General features: G+C 72.5%; 11 protein-coding genes and 2 pseudogenes. 8 read left to right on the top strand and 5 right to left on the bottom strand.

Translation table 11 applies throughout. The features are described 5' to 3' along the window. Nucleotides 1-26: 26 nt before the first annotated feature. Nucleotides 27-186, top strand: a pseudogene (locus MKW14_RS09470) (inositol 2-dehydrogenase); the annotation flags it as partial. A 148-nt stretch (nucleotides 187-334) separates the two neighbouring features. On the opposite strand, the gene MKW14_RS09465 reads toward MKW14_RS09470, so the two are convergent. Beyond that, complete coding sequence (locus MKW14_RS09465) at nucleotides 335-748, bottom strand: SsgA family sporulation/cell division regulator (protein ID WP_240861034.1); 414 nt, start codon at nucleotides 746-748, stop codon at nucleotides 335-337. A gap of 415 nt (nucleotides 749-1,163) precedes the next feature. Between MKW14_RS09465 and MKW14_RS09460 the strand changes: the two genes are divergently transcribed. Further along, complete coding sequence (locus tag MKW14_RS09460) at nucleotides 1,164-2,609, top strand: PP2C family protein-serine/threonine phosphatase (RefSeq protein ID WP_240861032.1); 1,446 nt, start codon at nucleotides 1,164-1,166, stop codon at nucleotides 2,607-2,609. Nucleotides 2,610-2,657: 48 nt separating this feature from the next. Here MKW14_RS09460 and MKW14_RS09455 read toward each other — a convergent pair whose 3' ends face one another. Further along, complete coding sequence (locus tag MKW14_RS09455; RefSeq protein WP_240861029.1) at nucleotides 2,658-4,148, bottom strand: DNA-binding protein NsdB; 1,491 nt, start codon at nucleotides 4,146-4,148, stop codon at nucleotides 2,658-2,660. A gap of 256 nt (nucleotides 4,149-4,404) precedes the next feature. Here MKW14_RS09455 and MKW14_RS09450 point away from each other — a divergent pair, with 256 nt between their 5' ends. Together MKW14_RS09450 and MKW14_RS09445 are read left to right on the top strand one after the other, a co-directional pair. Further along, nucleotides 4,405-5,547 carry an aminoglycoside phosphotransferase family protein gene (locus MKW14_RS09450; protein ID WP_240861027.1) on the top strand — a complete coding sequence of 381 codons (1,143 nt, stop codon included), beginning with the start codon at nucleotides 4,405-4,407 and terminating at the stop codon, nucleotides 5,545-5,547. Nucleotides 5,548-5,811: 264 nt separating this feature from the next. Beyond that, entirely contained in the window at nucleotides 5,812-7,788 is a 1,977-nt protein-coding gene (locus MKW14_RS09445; RefSeq protein ID WP_240861026.1) for an N-acetylmuramoyl-L-alanine amidase, read from the top strand. A 10-nt stretch (nucleotides 7,789-7,798) separates the two neighbouring features. Here the strand turns inward: MKW14_RS09445 and MKW14_RS09440 are convergent, their stop codons facing one another. From MKW14_RS09440 to MKW14_RS09430, 3 genes are all read right to left on the bottom strand, one after another. Beyond that, entirely contained in the window at nucleotides 7,799-8,296 is a 498-nt protein-coding gene (locus MKW14_RS09440) for a hypothetical protein (protein WP_208781660.1), read from the bottom strand. Nucleotides 8,297-8,361: 65 nt separating this feature from the next. Further along, entirely contained in the window at nucleotides 8,362-11,244 is a 2,883-nt protein-coding gene (locus MKW14_RS09435; protein ID WP_240861024.1) for an ATP-binding protein, read from the bottom strand. Nucleotides 11,245-11,377: 133 nt separating this feature from the next. Then, nucleotides 11,378-12,067: a M24 family metallopeptidase gene (locus MKW14_RS09430; protein WP_240861022.1), complete on the bottom strand. Its 690-nt coding sequence runs from the start codon at nucleotides 12,065-12,067 to the stop codon at nucleotides 11,378-11,380. 222 nt (nucleotides 12,068-12,289) lie between these two features. Between MKW14_RS09430 and modA the strand changes: the two genes are divergently transcribed. The 4 genes and pseudogenes from modA (at nucleotide 12,290) to MKW14_RS09410 (ending at nucleotide 16,355) form a co-directional block, all read left to right on the top strand. Beyond that, nucleotides 12,290-13,132 (top strand): molybdate ABC transporter substrate-binding protein, encoded by an 843-nt coding sequence (gene modA / locus MKW14_RS09425; protein ID WP_240861020.1) that lies wholly within the window; start codon nucleotides 12,290-12,292, stop codon nucleotides 13,130-13,132. Further along, complete coding sequence (modB, locus tag MKW14_RS09420) at nucleotides 13,129-13,986, top strand: molybdate ABC transporter permease subunit (RefSeq protein WP_240861018.1); 858 nt, start codon at nucleotides 13,129-13,131, stop codon at nucleotides 13,984-13,986. The genes modA and modB overlap by 4 nt, the downstream gene beginning before the upstream one ends. Continuing rightward, nucleotides 13,983-15,059, top strand: a complete 1,077-nt coding sequence (locus MKW14_RS09415; RefSeq protein WP_240861017.1) for an ABC transporter ATP-binding protein — start codon at nucleotides 13,983-13,985, stop codon at nucleotides 15,057-15,059. Before modB ends, MKW14_RS09415 begins: the two co-directional genes overlap by 4 nt. 133 nt (nucleotides 15,060-15,192) lie before the next feature. Further along, nucleotides 15,193-16,355 (top strand): annotated as a pseudogene (locus MKW14_RS09410) (ABC transporter ATP-binding protein). Nucleotides 16,356-16,359: the final 4 nt, after the last annotated feature.

Below are 16,359 nucleotides of genomic sequence, written 5' to 3'. Positions count from 1 at the left end.
CGTCGAGGGACGGGAGCCGACCGATCGTGTCCGACCTGCTGGGAGCGGCCGTTCTGGGTGCGGGCCACATGGGTGCCGATCACATACGACGCCTCGACCGGGTGGTGAGCGGAGCCAGCCAGGGTCGTCGCGGTCGCCGATCCCGACACCGGCCGGGCCGAGGAGGCGCAGGGCAGGGTCACCGGGCCGAGCGCCTGGGACGGCTACGCGGCCTCCGTCGTCACCGAGGCCGGGGTGAGGGCGCTGGCAAGCGGTGCCCGCATGGCCGTCGGCCTGGCCCCGCGCCCGGAGTTGTATCCCGGGCCCGGCCGCTGAGGCGCGGGAGCGACCAGGCTCAGACGTTGCCGAACAGGGTGCTCAGGCCGCGGTCGACGACTTCGCCGAGGTCCTCCTCGCCGACCCCGACCACGGCGTAGGTGCGCAACAGGAACCGGCGCAGGGCCGAGGTGTCGAACTGCAGCAGGGCCAGGCCGTGGGGCGAGTGGAGCTCCAGGACCGTACGGGCCCGGCCGCTCGGCCAGATGTGCACGTCGCCGCCACCGGCCGGGCCGCGCAGTCCGTCCTCCAGCAGGGCGCGGGCGAAGGTCCAGGTGACGCCGGTGCCGTCGAGGGAGACCTCCGGCGGGAAGTCGAGGTGCACGGCCAGCGGGTCCGTGGAGACGTACCGCAGGGTCGTCGGCACGGGCAGTTCCTGCTCGTCGGACGTGATCAGGCGGCCACGGGCGGGCTGCTCGAGGGTGATGTCCATGGTCGGTGTCCCCTGCGGTCGGAGGTCGGCCGGTGTGCCGATCTGTTGTTACGACTCCGCAGGTGCCGATCGCATTACGCGGAAGCGCTTTCCAGTTTGTGTGACCTGCGTCACTACCGGCTGCCGGGGGCCGTATGCCGGGCATGCTCGAACAAGCACCCGTCGAACAGGCGGCTGAGCCTCCGCTCGAACTCGACTACGATGCCCCAAGTCACGTACATCGACTACGACTTGACCCGCCCGGCGCGGTAGGCGGTACGCGCAGCCGGCCCGGTTCGTGGAGACGCTGGCATATGCCAGAAGCACCACCGTATCGTGTGTTGCCAAATCCCTTACAGCGCGTCGCGGGCTGTGCAACAGTCGTAACGGTCCCTCCGTCCGCCTTGGTCGTACCGTCCCCGCATCGGAGTGCGTCATGCCGTCCCATCTCTCTGCGGATCACCCAGCCGCCCAGCCGCCGGGGCGCGGCTCGCTCGACGCGCTGATATCGCAGACCCGACGGCTGAGGGGCGACGTGGACGCCGTACGGCGGGACACCCACGGCGACGGTTCGGACCCCGAGGAGCGGTGGCAGCGCGCACTCTGTGATCTGGCGCTGCATCAACTGGAGGACCTGGGCGCCCACTTGGCGCAACTGCGGGACGGCCCGGCCCCCCTCGGTCCCGCCCAGGAGACGGCCTCCCCCGCCGCAGCCGTGCCGTCCGCTCCCCGGCGCGGCTCGCTGCTCAGCAGGGTCGGCAGTGCCGAATGGAATCTGCTGACCGACGAGGCCAGTTGGTCCGGAGAGCTGTACCAGATCCTGGGGCGCGAACCCTCCGTTCCTCCGCTCACCCTCGACGAACTGCCGTCCCTGGTACTGGACGAGGACCGCGCGAAGCTGACGGCGATGGTCACCGACTGTCTCGTGGACGCCAAGCCCATCGACGGGGAGTTCCGCGTCGTGCGCCCGGACGGCGAGGCACGGACCGTGCACATGATGGGCGAGCCCGTGCTCGACGCCGACGGCAGCACCGCCTCCATGTGGGCCGTGCTGCGGGACGTCAGCGAACTGCGCCGCAGCCAGCGGGCGGTGAGCGAGACCCGTGACTCGCTCCACCGCCACCAGCAGCGCGCACAGACCGAGCGCCGGCTCGCGGTGGAGCTGCAGGAGGCCGTGCTGCCGCCGTGGCGTGGCTCCCTGCGGCTCCCGCACCAGGGCCCCGAGACCCTGGACCTGGCGGCCCACTACCTGCCGGCGTCCCGCAGCGCCCGTATCGGCGGCGACTGGTACGACGCCCTCGAACTGCCCGACGGACAGACCCTGTTGAGCGTCGGCGACCTCACCGGCCACGGCGTCACCGTCACCTCCGGGATGGCGATGCTGCTCGGCGCCCTGCGCGGCATGGCGATGGCCGGCACCGAGCCGGGCCACCTGCTGTCCCTGCTCAACCAGTTACTCGACGCCACCGTGCAACCCGCCCTCGGCAGCGCCGTCTGCTGCCGCTACCGGCCCGAGACCCGCACCCTGACCTGGGCGCAGGCCGGACACCCCGCCCCGCTGCTGTTCCGCGACGGGACGGGGCGCAGGCTGCGGGCACCGGACGGTGTCCTGCTCGGCGCGACCGCCGGTGCCTCCTACGAGCAGACCGAACAGACCCTCGAACCAGGCGACCTGTTACTGCTGCCCACCGACGGGCTGGTGCCCGCGGACAGCCGTGACGAGGCCGTGGGCCGCCTCCTCGACCTGGCCCCGCGCTTCGGCGAGGCGCGCACCGCACAGGACTGCGTGCGGACGGTCGTGGAGGAGTTCGGTGGTGAAGCCGAGCGCGAGGACGACGCGTGCGTGCTCGTCGCCCGAGTGATCGAGGCCCGGGTGGTCTAGGCCCGGGTGATCCAGGCCCGGGTGATCCGGTACGAAGCGATCGTCCCGCTACACCCGTGCGCTGCCGTCGCCCTTCGCCGGCTTCGGCAGGGCAAGTTTGATCTCCTCACGCAGCTCGTGGATCTTCGGGTAGCTGGCGTACTCGGCGGTCAGCCGGTACATCTGGCGCAGCCGGTCCCAGGTGCGATGGGAGGAGTTGGATCCCATCGACATCAGGGCCAGTCGTGCGTACCGGTCGGCCTGCTCGGGGTCGTCGGCGATGAAGCAGGCCGACGCCATGGACAGGAAATCGAAGATCTTCGACCGCTGACGGCCGTCGACCCTGAGCGTCAGGGCCTTCTCCGCGTAGTGCTGGGCGTGCACGGCGGCGCCCGGCTCGTGCTCGGCCAGCGTACGGTAGGCCAGGGCCTGCATGCCGTACAGGTCCTCCTCCTTGAACATCTGCATCCAGCTCGGCGGCGGCACGTCCCCCTTGTCCGAGACGAAGAGGTCCTCCGCCTGCCCGAGGGTGCGGCGCATCGCCTGGCCCTTGCCCATGGAGGCCTGTGCCCAGGCCTCGATGGTGTAGAGCATGGCGCGGGTGCGCGGCAGCACCTCCTCGCCGGAGCCGGACCGGGCGAGTTTCATCAGGTCCAGTGCGTCGTCGGGCCGGCCCAGGTGCACCATCTGGCGAGCCGCTCGCGAGAGCGCCTCCCCGGCGCGGGGCCGGTCACCGCCCTCCCGGGCCGCGTGGGCGGCGATGACGAAGTACTTCTGGGCCGTGGGCTCCAGGCCGACGTCGTGCGACATCCAGCCCGCGAGGACGGCGAGGTTGGCGGCGACGCCCCACAGGCGCCGCTGGAGATGGTCGGGGTGACGGTAGGCGAGCATGCCGCCCACCTCGTTGAGCTGGCCCACGACTGCCTTGCGCTGCAGCCCGCCGCCGCGGGCGGCGTCCCAGGCCCGGAACACCTCGACCGAGCGCTCCAGTTCCTCGATCTCCTGCGACCCGATGGGGGCGGCCTCGTAGCGGTCGAACCCAGCGGGGTCGGCGTGCAGGGGGTCGTCGAACTGGGGGGCGTCGGCCTTGAGGGCCGGGTCGGTGTGCAGCCAGTCGTGCATGGCGCTGCTGAGTGCGGATCCCGCGGTGAGCGCGACACCCGCACCCACCAAGCCGCGTCGGTTGAGCATGAGGTCCATTCCCGTGAATTCGGTGAGGACCGCCGCTGTCCGCTCGGGCGCCCACGGCACACCGTCGGGATGCTCCACACTCCCGTCGTCCTGCCGTTTCCCCGTACGCCCGTGCCGGACCAGACCGAGGTCCTCGATGGTCACGACACGGCCGAGACGCTCGGTGAACAGAGCCGCCAGCACCCGCGGCACCGGATCGCGGGGGATCTCCCCCATGTCGATCCAACGCCGCACCCGGGAGGTGTCGGTCGACAGCTGGGGGTGGCCCATGGCCGCCGCCTGCCGGTTGACCAGCCTCGCGAGTTCACCCTTGGACCAGCCGGCCAGGCCGAACAGGTCCGCAAGGCGGGTGTTGGGTTGTCCGCTCACGTCAAGCCCCCAGGTTCTCGGCTGAGTTGACAGTAGCCCGGGGAGAGTTGCCGGGCGACTATTCGCCAGGGTTCGCCAGGGTTCGCCAGATGGTGTGCCACGGGGCGACGGGTGTCAGGTAGGAACGCGCCACCCCGACCCGGTTGCCTTTTCGCGAGAACGGCCGCATTCCCCAGGATGCGTCCGGGCGGCCGGGCCGGGCGGCGCGCGTGAGCAGACAGGCAACAGCAGGCACACGAAGGGATCTGTTTCGCCCATGTACGCAGCATCGTCCTCCGTGTCCGCCCCGCCCCGGTCGCTGTACCCCCGCCCGGCGGGCAGCGGCCCCTACCTCGACCCCGCCGCCCGGCAGGCGGCCCCCGTGCTCGGTGCGGGTCGGCCACGGCGTCCGGCGGGGCTCGGCACCCAACCGCTCAGCGGGAGACTCGACTTGTCCGGCCCCCAGGGCGCCCAGCTGCGTACGGCGATCGCGTCGGTGCACCGCATCTGCCCGGAGTTCGCTCCGGTGCAGGTGTTGCGCCGCAGCGGGCGGTCCGTGCTCCTGGTCGGCACGACCGGGCGCAGCACGGCCGTCGCCAAGTGTTTACTCGATCACTCTCCCGCGTGGTCCGAGCGGATCCGGCACGAGATAGCGGCCTACCGCTCGTTCGTCCGGCAGCGCCCGCCGGTGCGGGTGCCGAGACTGATCGCGGCGGACCCGGACAACTGCACCCTGGTCATCGAGCGGATGCCGGGACGGGTGGCGGCGCTGCAGCGGCACCCGGCCGAGGCCCCGCCCCGGGCGGACATCAGGGCGGCCCTCGGCGCGATCTGCCGGCTCAACTCCTGGCGGCCGCCGGCGGGCACCTTCGACGCCCCGCTCGACTACGCGGCCCGTATCTCCCGGTATCACGAGCTGGGGCTGCTCACCGACCGGGACATGGGCGATCTGCAGAAACTGCTGCACGGCATCGCGGCCACCGCGGGCCGGCAGGGCATGGGCCAGTTCTGCCACGGCGACGCACTCCTGTCGAACATCCTGCTGTCCCCGGCCGGTCCGGTGCTGGTGGACTGGGAGCACGCCGGCTGGTATCTGCCGGGCTACGACCTGGCGACGCTGTGGTCGGTCCTCGGGGACGCGCCGGTGGCACGCCGTCAGATCAGCCAGATCGCCCAGTCGGCGGGTCCCGCCTCGCGGGACGCGTTCCTGGTGAACCTGATGCTCGTCCTGACGCGTGAGATCCGTACCTACGAGACGGCCGTGCAGCGTTCGATGCACGACGCGACCCCGGCGGCACCGGGAGTGGCCCACCCGGGTGCTGCGCCGTCCGGCGAGGAGCAACGGCTGCTGCTGCGGCGGCTGCACGACGACTGCCAGCTGGCCCGCAAGGCCGTGCGCGCGGCGGTCGGCACTCGCTGACGGGGACGGCGGTCCGCGGTGCGCCACCGACGGCGCACCGCGGATCTTCGTATGTCCGGGGCCGGTGCGGACACGGCCATTGGTGTGGGCCACTGACGCCCCGCAGGCCCGCACACCGCCCCCGCGAAACTCCGCCACCCTCGTGTTGACATGGGAAATCTCCCTCCTCTGGGCATGATTGACGGATCGTCGGCCGGCGAGTACCACTGACCCACCGCTCGGCCCTGAATGCCCCGTCACGCTCGTCCGTCCCAGGAGGCTGCGTTGAGAGGATCCGTCACCGACCCCGTGTCCACCCCCGGCCACAGACGCGCCCGCGCGGCCGCGGGCGCCCTCGGCTCGGCGGCCCTGCTGCTGCCGCTGCTCGGCGCGGCCCCGGCCGCCGGCGCCCCCGCGTCGTCCGCGGGATCACTGCAGCGGGCGTTCGCCGCCGCGGCCGCCGAATACCACGTCCCGCCGAGCGTGCTGCTCGGCGTCTCCTACCTCCAGTCCCGCTGGGACGGGCACGACGGCGCGCCGAGCGTGAGCGGCGGCTACGGCCCGATGCACCTCACCGACGCGCGCACCGCGCTCACCGCCACCTCGCACCACAGCGAGGGCACGGAGGACGCCCGCGGCGACGGCGCCCGCCCCGCCCTGCACCCCAGAGCCAGCGTCCCGGCCGGGTCCCGGCTCCCCGCACGCCTCGAGACGCTGCCGAAGGCGGCCGCGCTGACCGGCATCCCGGCCGAGCGGCTGCGTACCGACGAGGCGTCCAACGTCGCCGGCGGTGCCGCACTCCTCGCCGCGGCCCAGAAAGACCTCGGCGAGCCGCTGAGCAGCGACCCGGCGGACTGGTACGCGGCGGTCGCCCGCTTCTCCGGCGCGGACGACACCGCGACCGCGGCCGCCTACGCCAACGATGTCTTCGACGTGCTCCGCACCGGCGAGGAGCGCGCCACGGACGCCGGTCAGCGGGTCGCCCTGGCCGCCGAGCCCGGCCTCGCCCCGGACACCGCGCAGCTCGGGAAGACGGGCCTGCGCGCGCTGTCCGACGACAGCACCGAGTGCCCCAAGTCGGTGTCCTGCGAGTGGATCCCGGCGCCCTACCAGCAGTTCGGCGACAACGACTACGGCAACCACGACCTGGGCGACCGCCCGGCCTCGCAGAGCATCAAGTACATCGTCGTCCATGACACCGAGGGCACCTGGGACGGTGTGCTGAACCTGGTCCAGGACCCCACCTATGTGTCGTGGAACTACACCATCCGCTCCACCGACGGGCTGATCGCCCAGCATGTGAAGGCCAAGGACGTGGCCTGGCACGCGGGCAACTGGTACATCAACGCCAAGTCGATCGGCATCGAGCACGAGGGCTTCCTGGCCGCGCCGGACGCCTGGTACACGGAGGCGATGTACCGCTCCTCGGCCCGTCTGGTGCGCTATCTGGCCGCGAAGTACCGCATCCCGCTGGACCGGCAGCACATCCTCGGCCACGAGAACGTGCCCGGCCCGACGACCTCGACCATCCCCGGCATGCACACCGACCCCGGCCCCTACTGGGACTGGCGGCACTACTTCGAACTGCTGGGCCACCCCTTCAAGCGGACCGCGGGCAAGAACGGCGCGCTGGTGACGATCCTGCCCGACTACGCCACCAACCGGCCGGCGTACACCGGCTGTGTCACCCCGGGCCGGCCGTGCGCGGCGCACGGTTCCAGTGAGGTGCGGCTCTACTCCGACCACGACGAGAACTCCGCCCTGATCAAGGACGTCGGGCTGCACAAGGGCGCCGACTCCACGATCGACGTCAACGACGTGGGCTCGCGGGTCTCCACCGGCCAGCAGTACGCGGTCGCCGGGCACTACGAGGACTGGACGGCGATCTGGTACCTGGGGCAGAAGGCCTGGTTCAAGAACCCGGAGAAGCACCCGACGGCGGTGCCGGCATCGGGTCTCGTCGTCACACCGAAGGCCGGTCTGGACAGCGTCCCGGTGTACGGACGCGCCTACCCGGAGGCCGCCGCGTATCCGGCGGGAGTGCCGGTCCAGGCGCTGTCCCCGCTGCCGTACACCCTGCCGAAGGGGCAGAAGTACGTGGTCGGGGATCTGGTGCCGGGTGAGTACTACTACGCGGTCACCTTCACCACCGACTCGCACCGGGTCGTGCGGGGCAAGGACCTGTACTACGAGATCCAGTACGGCCACCGGGTGGAGTTCGTACGGGCGGCGGACGTGCGGCTGCTGCCCGCCGGCATGTAGGCGAGCCGCGTCAGCCCTGCTGGAAAAGCTCCGCCGGGAGCGGCTTCAGCAGGGCGTACAGGTCGTCGGTGATGGGGCGGTCCCAGGCGGCGATGGTCACCAGGACATTGTCACTGCGGTCGAACTGGACGCAGGAGATCCGGCTCTCCGACAACTTGAGGCGGCGCACGATCAGGAGGTTGTCGCCCTGCATGACGGGCATGTCCTCGACGCCGACGACGGTGACCTCCTCCTCGTTCTCCAGCGCGAGCAGCAGCTGGGCCACCTCGAAGGGGATCTCGCCCTCGCCGACCTCGCGGGCCGGGGAGCCCTCGGGGAGGTTGCCGATGATCATCGCGGGGCCGCGGCCGCCGAAGAGGTCGTAGCGCAGGAAGACGCCCTGGCAGGTGCCGTCGGGGGCGGGCAGCAGACCGGCGCCGAGGTTGCCGGGCCAGTCGCCCGGGTCCATGGCCAGGACGTCGAAGTCGGGGCCGGCGGGGGTGGCGTTGCGGCGGCGGAGGAACGACATGCGCCCATGGTAATGGGACGAGGGGTCCTACCGCGGGCGCGGGTGCGTGCGGGGGCACACCATTCTCAGGTCGCCCGCAGCGCGGCCGGCAGTCCGGTGATCTCCGTGCCCATCTTCCGGCAGACCGCCGAGAGCAGGCGGATGGCCGTCGGCTCGTCGATCTGCATCTCCCGGGCGATCTCCGCCTCGCTGTGGCCCTCGGCCGCCAGGTTCGCGGCGGTGCGTTCGCGGGCCGTCAGGGTGTCCGTCTCCGTGCTGTGCAGGCGGCGGGGGCGCAGCCCGGCCGCGGTGAGTTCCTCGCGGGCCGACTCGACCAGTCCGTCGGCGCCGCACTGGACCGCCGCGTCGAGGCCCCGGTAGAGGTGTTCGGCTGCTTCGCGGGGGCGGCCGGTGCGGCGGAGTTCGGTGCCGAGGGCCACCAGGGCGCAGGCGAGTTCGTAGGCGGCCGGGGAGCGCTCCAGCTGGGTGACGGACTCCTCCAGGTACTTGACGCGGGCCGATCCCGAGGAGACCTCCGCCGCGGTGCGCAGGGCCTGGCCCACGGCGGAGGGGGTGCCGTACTGGCGGGCGCGGGCGAGTGCTTCGAGGGCGGTGGCGACGGCGCGCTCGGGGGTCTCGTGGGCCTCGGCACGGGCGAGGTGGAGCTGCCAGGGGCACCAGGCGGGGTTGCGCATGCCGCGCGGTTCCAGGCGGCGGCCCGCGGCGGCCAGTTCCTCCGCCGCCTCCTTGGTCAGGCCGCGGGCGAGCAGGAGCTCGCCGTGGACGGTCTGGGCGTCGGGGAAGACGACGGCGGCCGGGAAGGGCGCGCGGAAGGAGTAGTCCTCGCCGACGTGTGCGGCCTCGGTGACCCGCCCGCGGGCGAGCAGGACCTCGATGAGGATGCCGACGGCGTACCAGTGGGCGGGGGTGCCGGGGCCGACGCGCTCGGCGAGGCGGAGGCCGGCGCGGACGAAGTCCTCGGCCTCGGCGAGCCGGCCGCGCCGGTAGCGGACGTAGGCGAGGAGGGTGTAGGCGAAGGAGAGGTGGGCGCCGCGCCAGCCCTGGCGTTCGTAGTCGGCGATGCCGGCCGCGAAGAGTTCCTCGGTGCGGCCGGGCCGGTCGGCGTACATGAAGGCGAGGGCGACCAGGACGGGCACCTCGAAGCCGCGGTCGGGCTCGGCCCAGCCGAGGCCGCCGTCGAGGGCGCGTTCGGCGTGGTGGAGGGCGATGTGGGCGGGCTCGCCGCGCAGGGTGGCGTCCCAGGCGCGCAGGCCGATGATGTACCGCTCGGTGAGGTCGCGGCCCTTGAGGCGGACGGCGAGCTTGGTGAGGCGGCGGGAGCGGGAGGGGTGGTCGGGTTCGTCGGCGCGGAAGGCGTCCCACATGAACTCCTCGGACACCATGCGCAGCTTGACCCGGGCGTCGTCGGTCACCCGGATCTCCCGGGCCAGGGTGTCGGAGGCCTCGGCGAGGCGGTCGCTGTGGGCGAGGACCTGGGAGAGCCGGTAGACGATGCGGTGGCGCAGGCCGGCGTCGGCGATGGGTTCCTCGAGGGCGGCGCGCAGATGGTTGACGGTGGTGGCGGGCTCGGTGAGCAGCGAGGCGGAGCCCAGTTCGTACAGGACGGCGGCGCGGTCCTGGGCGTTCGGGGGTTCGCGCAGGGCGCGGGCGAGGTAGCTGCGGGCGGCGTCGGGGGCGCCGGCGCGCAGGGTCTCCTCGGCGGCGGCGCGCAGCTGCTGCACGACGCCGGTGTCGCCCTCGGGGTGGGTCTCCAGGAGGTGGCGGGCGGCCGCGGCGGGGCCCAGTCCCGCGTCGATCACGCACCAGGCGGCCTGACCGTGCAGGGCGACGCGGACGCCGGGCGGGATGGCCCGGTAGACGGCGGTGGCGATCAGCGGGTGGACGAACTCGAGGGTCTCGCCGCCGGTGAGGATGCGGGCGCCGCGCAGGGCGTCGGCGGCGTCCGCGGCCTCCTCGTGGCCGAGGCCGGCGACGGCGGCGGCGAGCAGCGGATGGATCTCGGTGCCGAGGACGGCGCAGGCCCATGCGAAGCGGACGGTGGAAGTGCCCAGACGTTCGAGGCGGGAGACGAGGCCGCTGCCCTTGACCGCGGCGGCGAGATCGCGCAGCAGACGGGCGCTGTTCTCGGTGGGGGTGAGGCCGCGGTCGCGCACCTTGGCGATCAACTCGACCGTCTCGAAGGGGCTTCCGGCGGTGACGGCCCAGCACTCACGGCAGAACGCGTCGTCGGCGTGCGGCCCGAAGGTCTCGCGTACGAGGCGGGCGACCGCGGTGGCGCTGAGCGGCTCCAGGTCCAGGGGGCGTCCGCCCGCGCGGCCGGGCAGGCCCCGCAACGACTCGGCGTGGTCGGGGAGTTCGTCGGGCCGGTAGGCGACGACGACCAGCAGCGGCAGCTGTTCGGCGCGGGGGGCGAACGCGGCGAGCCAGCGCAGGGATTCGGGGTCGGCCCAGTGGGCGTCGTCCAGCACCAGCACCATCGGGGCGCGCAGCACGGCGAGATGGGTCAGCACCCAGTCCATGCCGTCGCGCAGGCCCTGCGGGTCGGGCGGGGCGGCGGCGGTCGGCGCGCACAGGCCGAGGGCGGGGCCGACGATGTCGTACCAACTGCCCAGCGAGGCCCGCAGATCGCTCTCGCCGGAGCCGGCGAACTGGGGCTGCAGCAGCTGGCGGGCCACATGGAAGGCGACCCGCTGCTCCTGGTCGCCGCCGCGCGCGGAGAGCACGGTGCAGCCCCGCGCGGTGGCGCGCCGGCGGATCTCGGCAAGGAGGGTGGTCTTGCCGATGCCGGCGCGTCCGGCGACGGCGAGCAGGGCGCCCCGGGAACGGTCGGCCGCCTCGGCGCCGTCCGTGCGCAGTCCGGCCAGCTCGTCCAACGCCTCGTCGACGGCGGCGAGTTCGCTCTCGCGCTCGAAGAGGGTGCGCCTGCTCCGTACGATGCGCTGCACCATGTGTACCCCCCGCCACGGTGGTGCGCCCGCGCGGGGAGCGAGCGCGCACCATGGCCTACAGGCTGCTCAGAGTACGCCTCACGGGGGCGCGGCGCCCCGGTCCGACCATTACTGCTCGACCGTGCGGCGGGATTCAGAGGGTGAGCAGTTCCTCGTAGAAGCCGCCGAACTCCCGCTCCCGGTCGACCAGATGGATCTCCAGGATCCAGTGACAGCGGCGGCCGGCCTTGTCGGTGCGCCGCAGCGGGGTGTCGTTGGCGGGGGTGATGTACGACTCGGTGTGCGCGCCCTCGATCGACTCGTGGGGGAACTCCCCGACGAGGTGTCCGGCGTGCCAGCCGCCCAGCTCCCAGCCGGCGTCCTTCGCGAGCCGCTCGACCTCGGCGTACAGCCCGGCGCCGGTGATGTCGGGGTCGGCCGCGAAGAACCGCTTGCCGGCGTCGAAGATCTCCGCAAGGTCGGCGCGGAGCCGGTGTTTGACCGGGTCGTCGCCGAGGACGAAGGTCCGGCCGAAGTCGGCCTCGTACGCCTCGAAGATCGGTCCGAAGTCGGCGAACACGATGTCGTCCGCGCCGATCGTGCGGTCCGGTGGATTCTCCCGGTACGGCATCAGGGTGTTCGGCCCGGAGCGCACGATCCGTTTGTGCCAGTGGCGGGTCGTGCCGAACAGGTCGTTCGCCAGGTCCCGGATCCGGTCGCTGACGGCCCGCTCCCCCGCGCCGGGCGCCACGAGACCCCGCGCCCCGATCTCCGCGAAGAGCCGCTCGGCCTTCGCCTGGGCGTCCAGCAGCCGCGCCGCGCGCGTGCTCTCGTCATCCGCCATGCGGCGACCGTAATCAACGCGATCGTGCACGGCAACGCGATTCCGGCGGCCCCCGAGAGAGCCTCCCGGATGACCGCACCCGGTCGCGCGCCCGTGCAAACGCACATGCCAACCTGGTAGATCACAATTCCGGCTCATGCGATATGACAGGAGACTTTTCCCTCGCATCTGCGGCACTATCCTCTGTGTATGTCCGTGAGGACCAGAGGGAGTGGACCCGTGATGACCCGTACCCCGCGCCGGAACCGCCGGACCCTGCAGGTGGCCGGCGTGGGCACCGCCGCGCTGCTGGCCCTGAGTGCCTGCTCGTCGTCCGACTCGGACTCCTCCTCGGCGAAGTCGGCCTCCTCGGCGTCCGCCTCGGCCTCCGGCTCCGCCTCGACGAAGATGTCCGGCACGGTGACCGTCTTCGCGGCCGCCTCGCTCCAGGAGAGCTTCACGGCCCTGGGCAAGGAGTTCGAGAAGGAGCACCCGGGCACCAAGGTCACCTTCAGCTTCGGCGGCAGCGACACCCTCGCCGCGCAGATCACCGGCGGCGCCCCCGCCGACGTGTTCGCCGCGGCGAGCCCCAAGACGATGAAGATCGTGACGGACAAGGGGGACACGGCCGGCACCCCCGCCACCTTCGTCCGCAACCAGCTGGAGATCGCCACCCTGCCGGGCAACCCCGACAAGATCACCTCCCTGAAGGACCTCACCAAGTCCTCGCTGAAGGTGGTGCTGTGCGACAAGACGGTGCCGTGCGGCGCCGCCGCCCAGAAGGCGCTGACGGCGAGCAAGCTCAAGCTCACCCCTGTCTCCTACGAACAGGACGTCAAGTCCGCGCTCAACAAGGTGGTGCTGAAGGAGGCCGACGCGGCCGTCGTCTACAAGACGGACGTGAAGGCGGCCGGCAGCAAGGTGCAGGGCGTGGAGTTCCCCGAGTCGGCGAACGCCGTCAACGCCTACCCGATCACCCTGCTCAAGAACGCCCCCAACGTCGTGGCCGCGAAGGCGTTCATCGCGCTCGTGCGGTCCGCCGAGGGCCAGAAGGTCCTGACCGAGGCCGGGTTCCTCAAGCCGTGACCAAGGTGGACGCCTCCGACGCCGCGCCCGCCACCCTGGTGGCCGGGGCGCGGCGGCGGCGGGCGCGGAGGTGGGGCCGCGGGGTGCCGCTGCCGCTGCTGGTGCCCGCGCTGATCGGGCTGGCGTTTCTGCTCGTACCGCTTCTCGCGCTGCTCGTACGGACCGAATGGCACGACCTGCCGGGCCAGTTGAGCAGTCCCGCCGTGTGGCAGGCGCTCAAGCTGTCCCTGCTGTGCGCCACCGCCGCGACCGCGGTGAGCCTGGTGCTCGGCGTCCCGCTGGCCTGGCTGCTGGCCCGCGTGGACTTCCCCGGCCGTGGCCTGCTCCGGGCCCTGGTCACACTGCCGCTGGTGCTGCCGCCGGTGGTCGGCGGTGTCGCGCTGCTGATGGCGCTGGGCCGCAACGGGGTCGTCGGGCGATGGCTGGACTCCTGGTTCGGCGTCACCCTGCCGTTCACCACGGCGGGCGTGGTGGTGGCCGAGGCGTTCGTCGCGATGCCGTTCCTCGTCATCAGCGTGGAGGGCACGCTGCGAGCCGCCGACCCGCGCTACGAGGAGGCCGCGACCACCCTGGGCGCCTCCCGCTTCACCGCGTTCCGCCGGGTCACCCTGCCGCTGATCGCGCCGGGCATCGGGGCCGGCGCGGTCCTCGCCTGGGCCCGCGCGCTCGGCGAGTTCGGCGCGACCATCACCTTCGCCGGGAACTTCCCCGGCCGCACCCAGACCATGCCGCTGGCCGTCTACCTCGCCCTGCAGAACGACCCCGAGGCGGCCGTCGCCCTCAGTCTGGTGCTGCTCGCGGTGTCCATCGCGGTGCTGGCCGGGCTGCGCGACCGCTGGATGAGCGCCGGATGACCGGGACCTACGACGTGCGCGCCGACACCGCCCTGGACGGGCTGGACGCCCGCCTCATCGTCGAACGGGGTGCCTTCCGTCTGGACGTGACCCTGGGCGTCGCGCCCGGCGAGGTGGTCGCGTTGCTCGGTCCGAACGGGGCGGGCAAGACCACCGCGCTGCGCGCTCTCGCCGGTCTGACCCCGTTGACGGGCGGGCATCTGCGGCTGGACGGCGAGGAGCTGGACCGTACGCCGCCGGAGTCCCGTCCGGTCGGCGTGGTCTTCCAGGACTATCTGCTCTTCCCCCACCTCACGGCCCTGGACAACGTGGCCTTCGGCCCGCGCTGCCAGGGGGCCGGCAAGGCGGAGGCGCGGGCGCGGGCCGCCGAGTGGCTCGACCGCATGGGCCTGGCGGACCACGCGGCCGTGAAGCCGCGCCGGCTCTCCGGCGGCCAGGCCCAGCGCGTGGCCCTCGCCCGGGCCCTGGCCACGCGCCCGCGCCTGCTGCTCCTGGACGAGCCCCTCGCCGCCCTGGACGCCCGCACCCGGCTCGACGTACGAGCCCAGCTCCGCCGTCATCTGGCCGAGTTCGAGGCCGTCGCCGTGCTCGTGACGCACGACCCACTGGACGCGATGGTCCTGGCCGACCGTCTGGTCGTCGTCGAGCACGGCTCGGTCGTCCAGGAGGGCACCCCCTCCGGCATCGCCCGGCACCCCCGCACGGAGTACGTCGCGCAGCTCGTCGGCCTGAACCTCTACCGCGGGCAGGCCGACGGCCACACCGTCCGCCTCGACACCGGCCCCGCCATCACCACCACCGAGGACCTCGCCGGACCGGTGTTCGTGGCCTTCCCGCCGAGCGCCGTCACCCTCTACCGGGACCGCCCCACCGGCTCCAGCGCCCGCAACCTCTGGCGCTGCGAGGTCGCCGGACTGGAGACGCACGGCGACCAGATCCGCGCCGACCTCACCGGCGAACTCCCGCTGGCCGCCGACCTCACGACGGTCGCCGCCGCCGAACTGGACCTGCACCAGGGCGCGTCGGTGTGGGCGACGGTGAAGGCGACCCAGACACACGCCTATCCGGTCTGAACCCCTTTACCGACCGGTCCCGAAGGGGCCGACCGGCACCCGAAGCGGGTCGACCGGGTCCTCCCGTCGGCGCCGCGCCCGCTCCAGGCTGGAGGCAGGAGATCCTCGGGGGACCTTCGGGGAGGGGAACGTCATGGCGTCCGTCATCTTCGACAAGGCGACCCGCCACTTCGCGGGGATGGACCGGCCGGCCGTGTGCGAGCTCGATCTCGACATAGCCGACGGTGAGTTCATGGTCCTGGTGGGTCCTTCCGGCTGTGGCAAGTCGACCAGCCTGCGGATGCTGGCCGGGCTCGAGGAAGTCGACTCGGGGACCATCCGCATCGGCGACCGGGACGTGACTCATCTGCCGCCCAAGGACCGTGACATCGCGATGGTGTTCCAGAACTACGCGCTGTACCCGCACATGACGACGGCCGACAACATGGGCTTCGCCCTGAAGATCGCCCGCCTGCCGAAGCCGCGCATCCGGCAGCGGGTCGAGGAGGCGGCCGCCATTCTGGATCTGCGAGACTACCTGGACCGCAAGCCCAAGTCCCTCTCGGGCGGCCAACGTCAGCGGGTCGCGATGGGCCGGGCGATCGTGCGCGAACCGCGGGTGTTCCTGATGGACGAGCCGCTGTCCAACCTGGACGCGAAGCTGCGGGTGCAGACCCGGACGCAGATCGCCGTGCTGCAGCGCCGGCTGGGCACCACCACCGTCTACGTCACGCACGACCAGGTGGAGGCCATGACCATGGGCGACCGGCTGGCCGTGCTCAAGGACGGGGTGCTGCAGCAGGTGGGCACGCCCAAGGACGTGTTCGAGCGCCCCGCCAACATCTTCGTCGGCTCATTCATCGGCTCTCCGGCGATGAACCTCTTCCGGCTTCCGCTCACCGCGAGCGGCGTCGAACTGGGGCCCTGGTGGTGCCGTTGACCCGGGACACGGTGCGGGCCGCCGGCGCCGACGCCGGCACGGAGATCGTGCTCGGCGTCCGGCCGGAGCAGTTCGCCGTACTGTCCCCCGAGGACCTGGAGACGCCCGCGCTGGAGCTCGTGGTGGAAGCGGTGGAGGACACCGGTGCCGTCGCCTACCTGCACACGTCCGCCAAGATCGGCCCGGAGGTCGTCCCGGTGGTCGTCCGCCTCCCGGGACGGCCGACCCAGGACAAGGGCGCTCAACTGCGCGTCACCGCACGTCCGGACGCGGTGCACTGCTTCTCGGCCGAGACCGGCCTGCGGATCGACACGACGGACGGATCGACGCCGATCCACGTGCGCTTTCCGGAGGACGCCGGTTCCCGGCCGCGGTAGGGGC

The organism is Streptomyces gilvus (genome assembly GCF_022513565.1).
Lineage (GTDB): Bacteria > Actinomycetota > Actinomycetes > Streptomycetales > Streptomycetaceae > Streptomyces > Streptomyces gilvus.
This window is presented reverse-complemented; position numbering and strand designations above follow the sequence as displayed.

Coding starts and splice junctions, on each gene's coding strand:
- modA (WP_240861020.1), top strand. CDS start 12,290: ATGACCCGTACCCCGCGCCGGAACCGCCGGACCCTGCAGGTGGCCGGC.
- MKW14_RS09430 (WP_240861022.1), bottom strand. CDS start 12,067: ATGGCGGATGACGAGAGCACGCGCGCGGCGCGGCTGCTGGACGCCCAG.
- MKW14_RS09450 (WP_240861027.1), top strand. CDS start 4,405: ATGTACGCAGCATCGTCCTCCGTGTCCGCCCCGCCCCGGTCGCTGTAC.
- MKW14_RS09415 (WP_240861017.1), top strand. CDS start 13,983: ATGACCGGGACCTACGACGTGCGCGCCGACACCGCCCTGGACGGGCTG.
- MKW14_RS09460 (WP_240861032.1), top strand. CDS start 1,164: ATGCCGTCCCATCTCTCTGCGGATCACCCAGCCGCCCAGCCGCCGGGG.
- MKW14_RS09440 (WP_208781660.1), bottom strand. CDS start 8,296: ATGTCGTTCCTCCGCCGCCGCAACGCCACCCCCGCCGGCCCCGACTTC.
- MKW14_RS09465 (WP_240861034.1), bottom strand. CDS start 748: ATGGACATCACCCTCGAGCAGCCCGCCCGTGGCCGCCTGATCACGTCC.
- MKW14_RS09435 (WP_240861024.1), bottom strand. CDS start 11,244: ATGGTGCAGCGCATCGTACGGAGCAGGCGCACCCTCTTCGAGCGCGAG.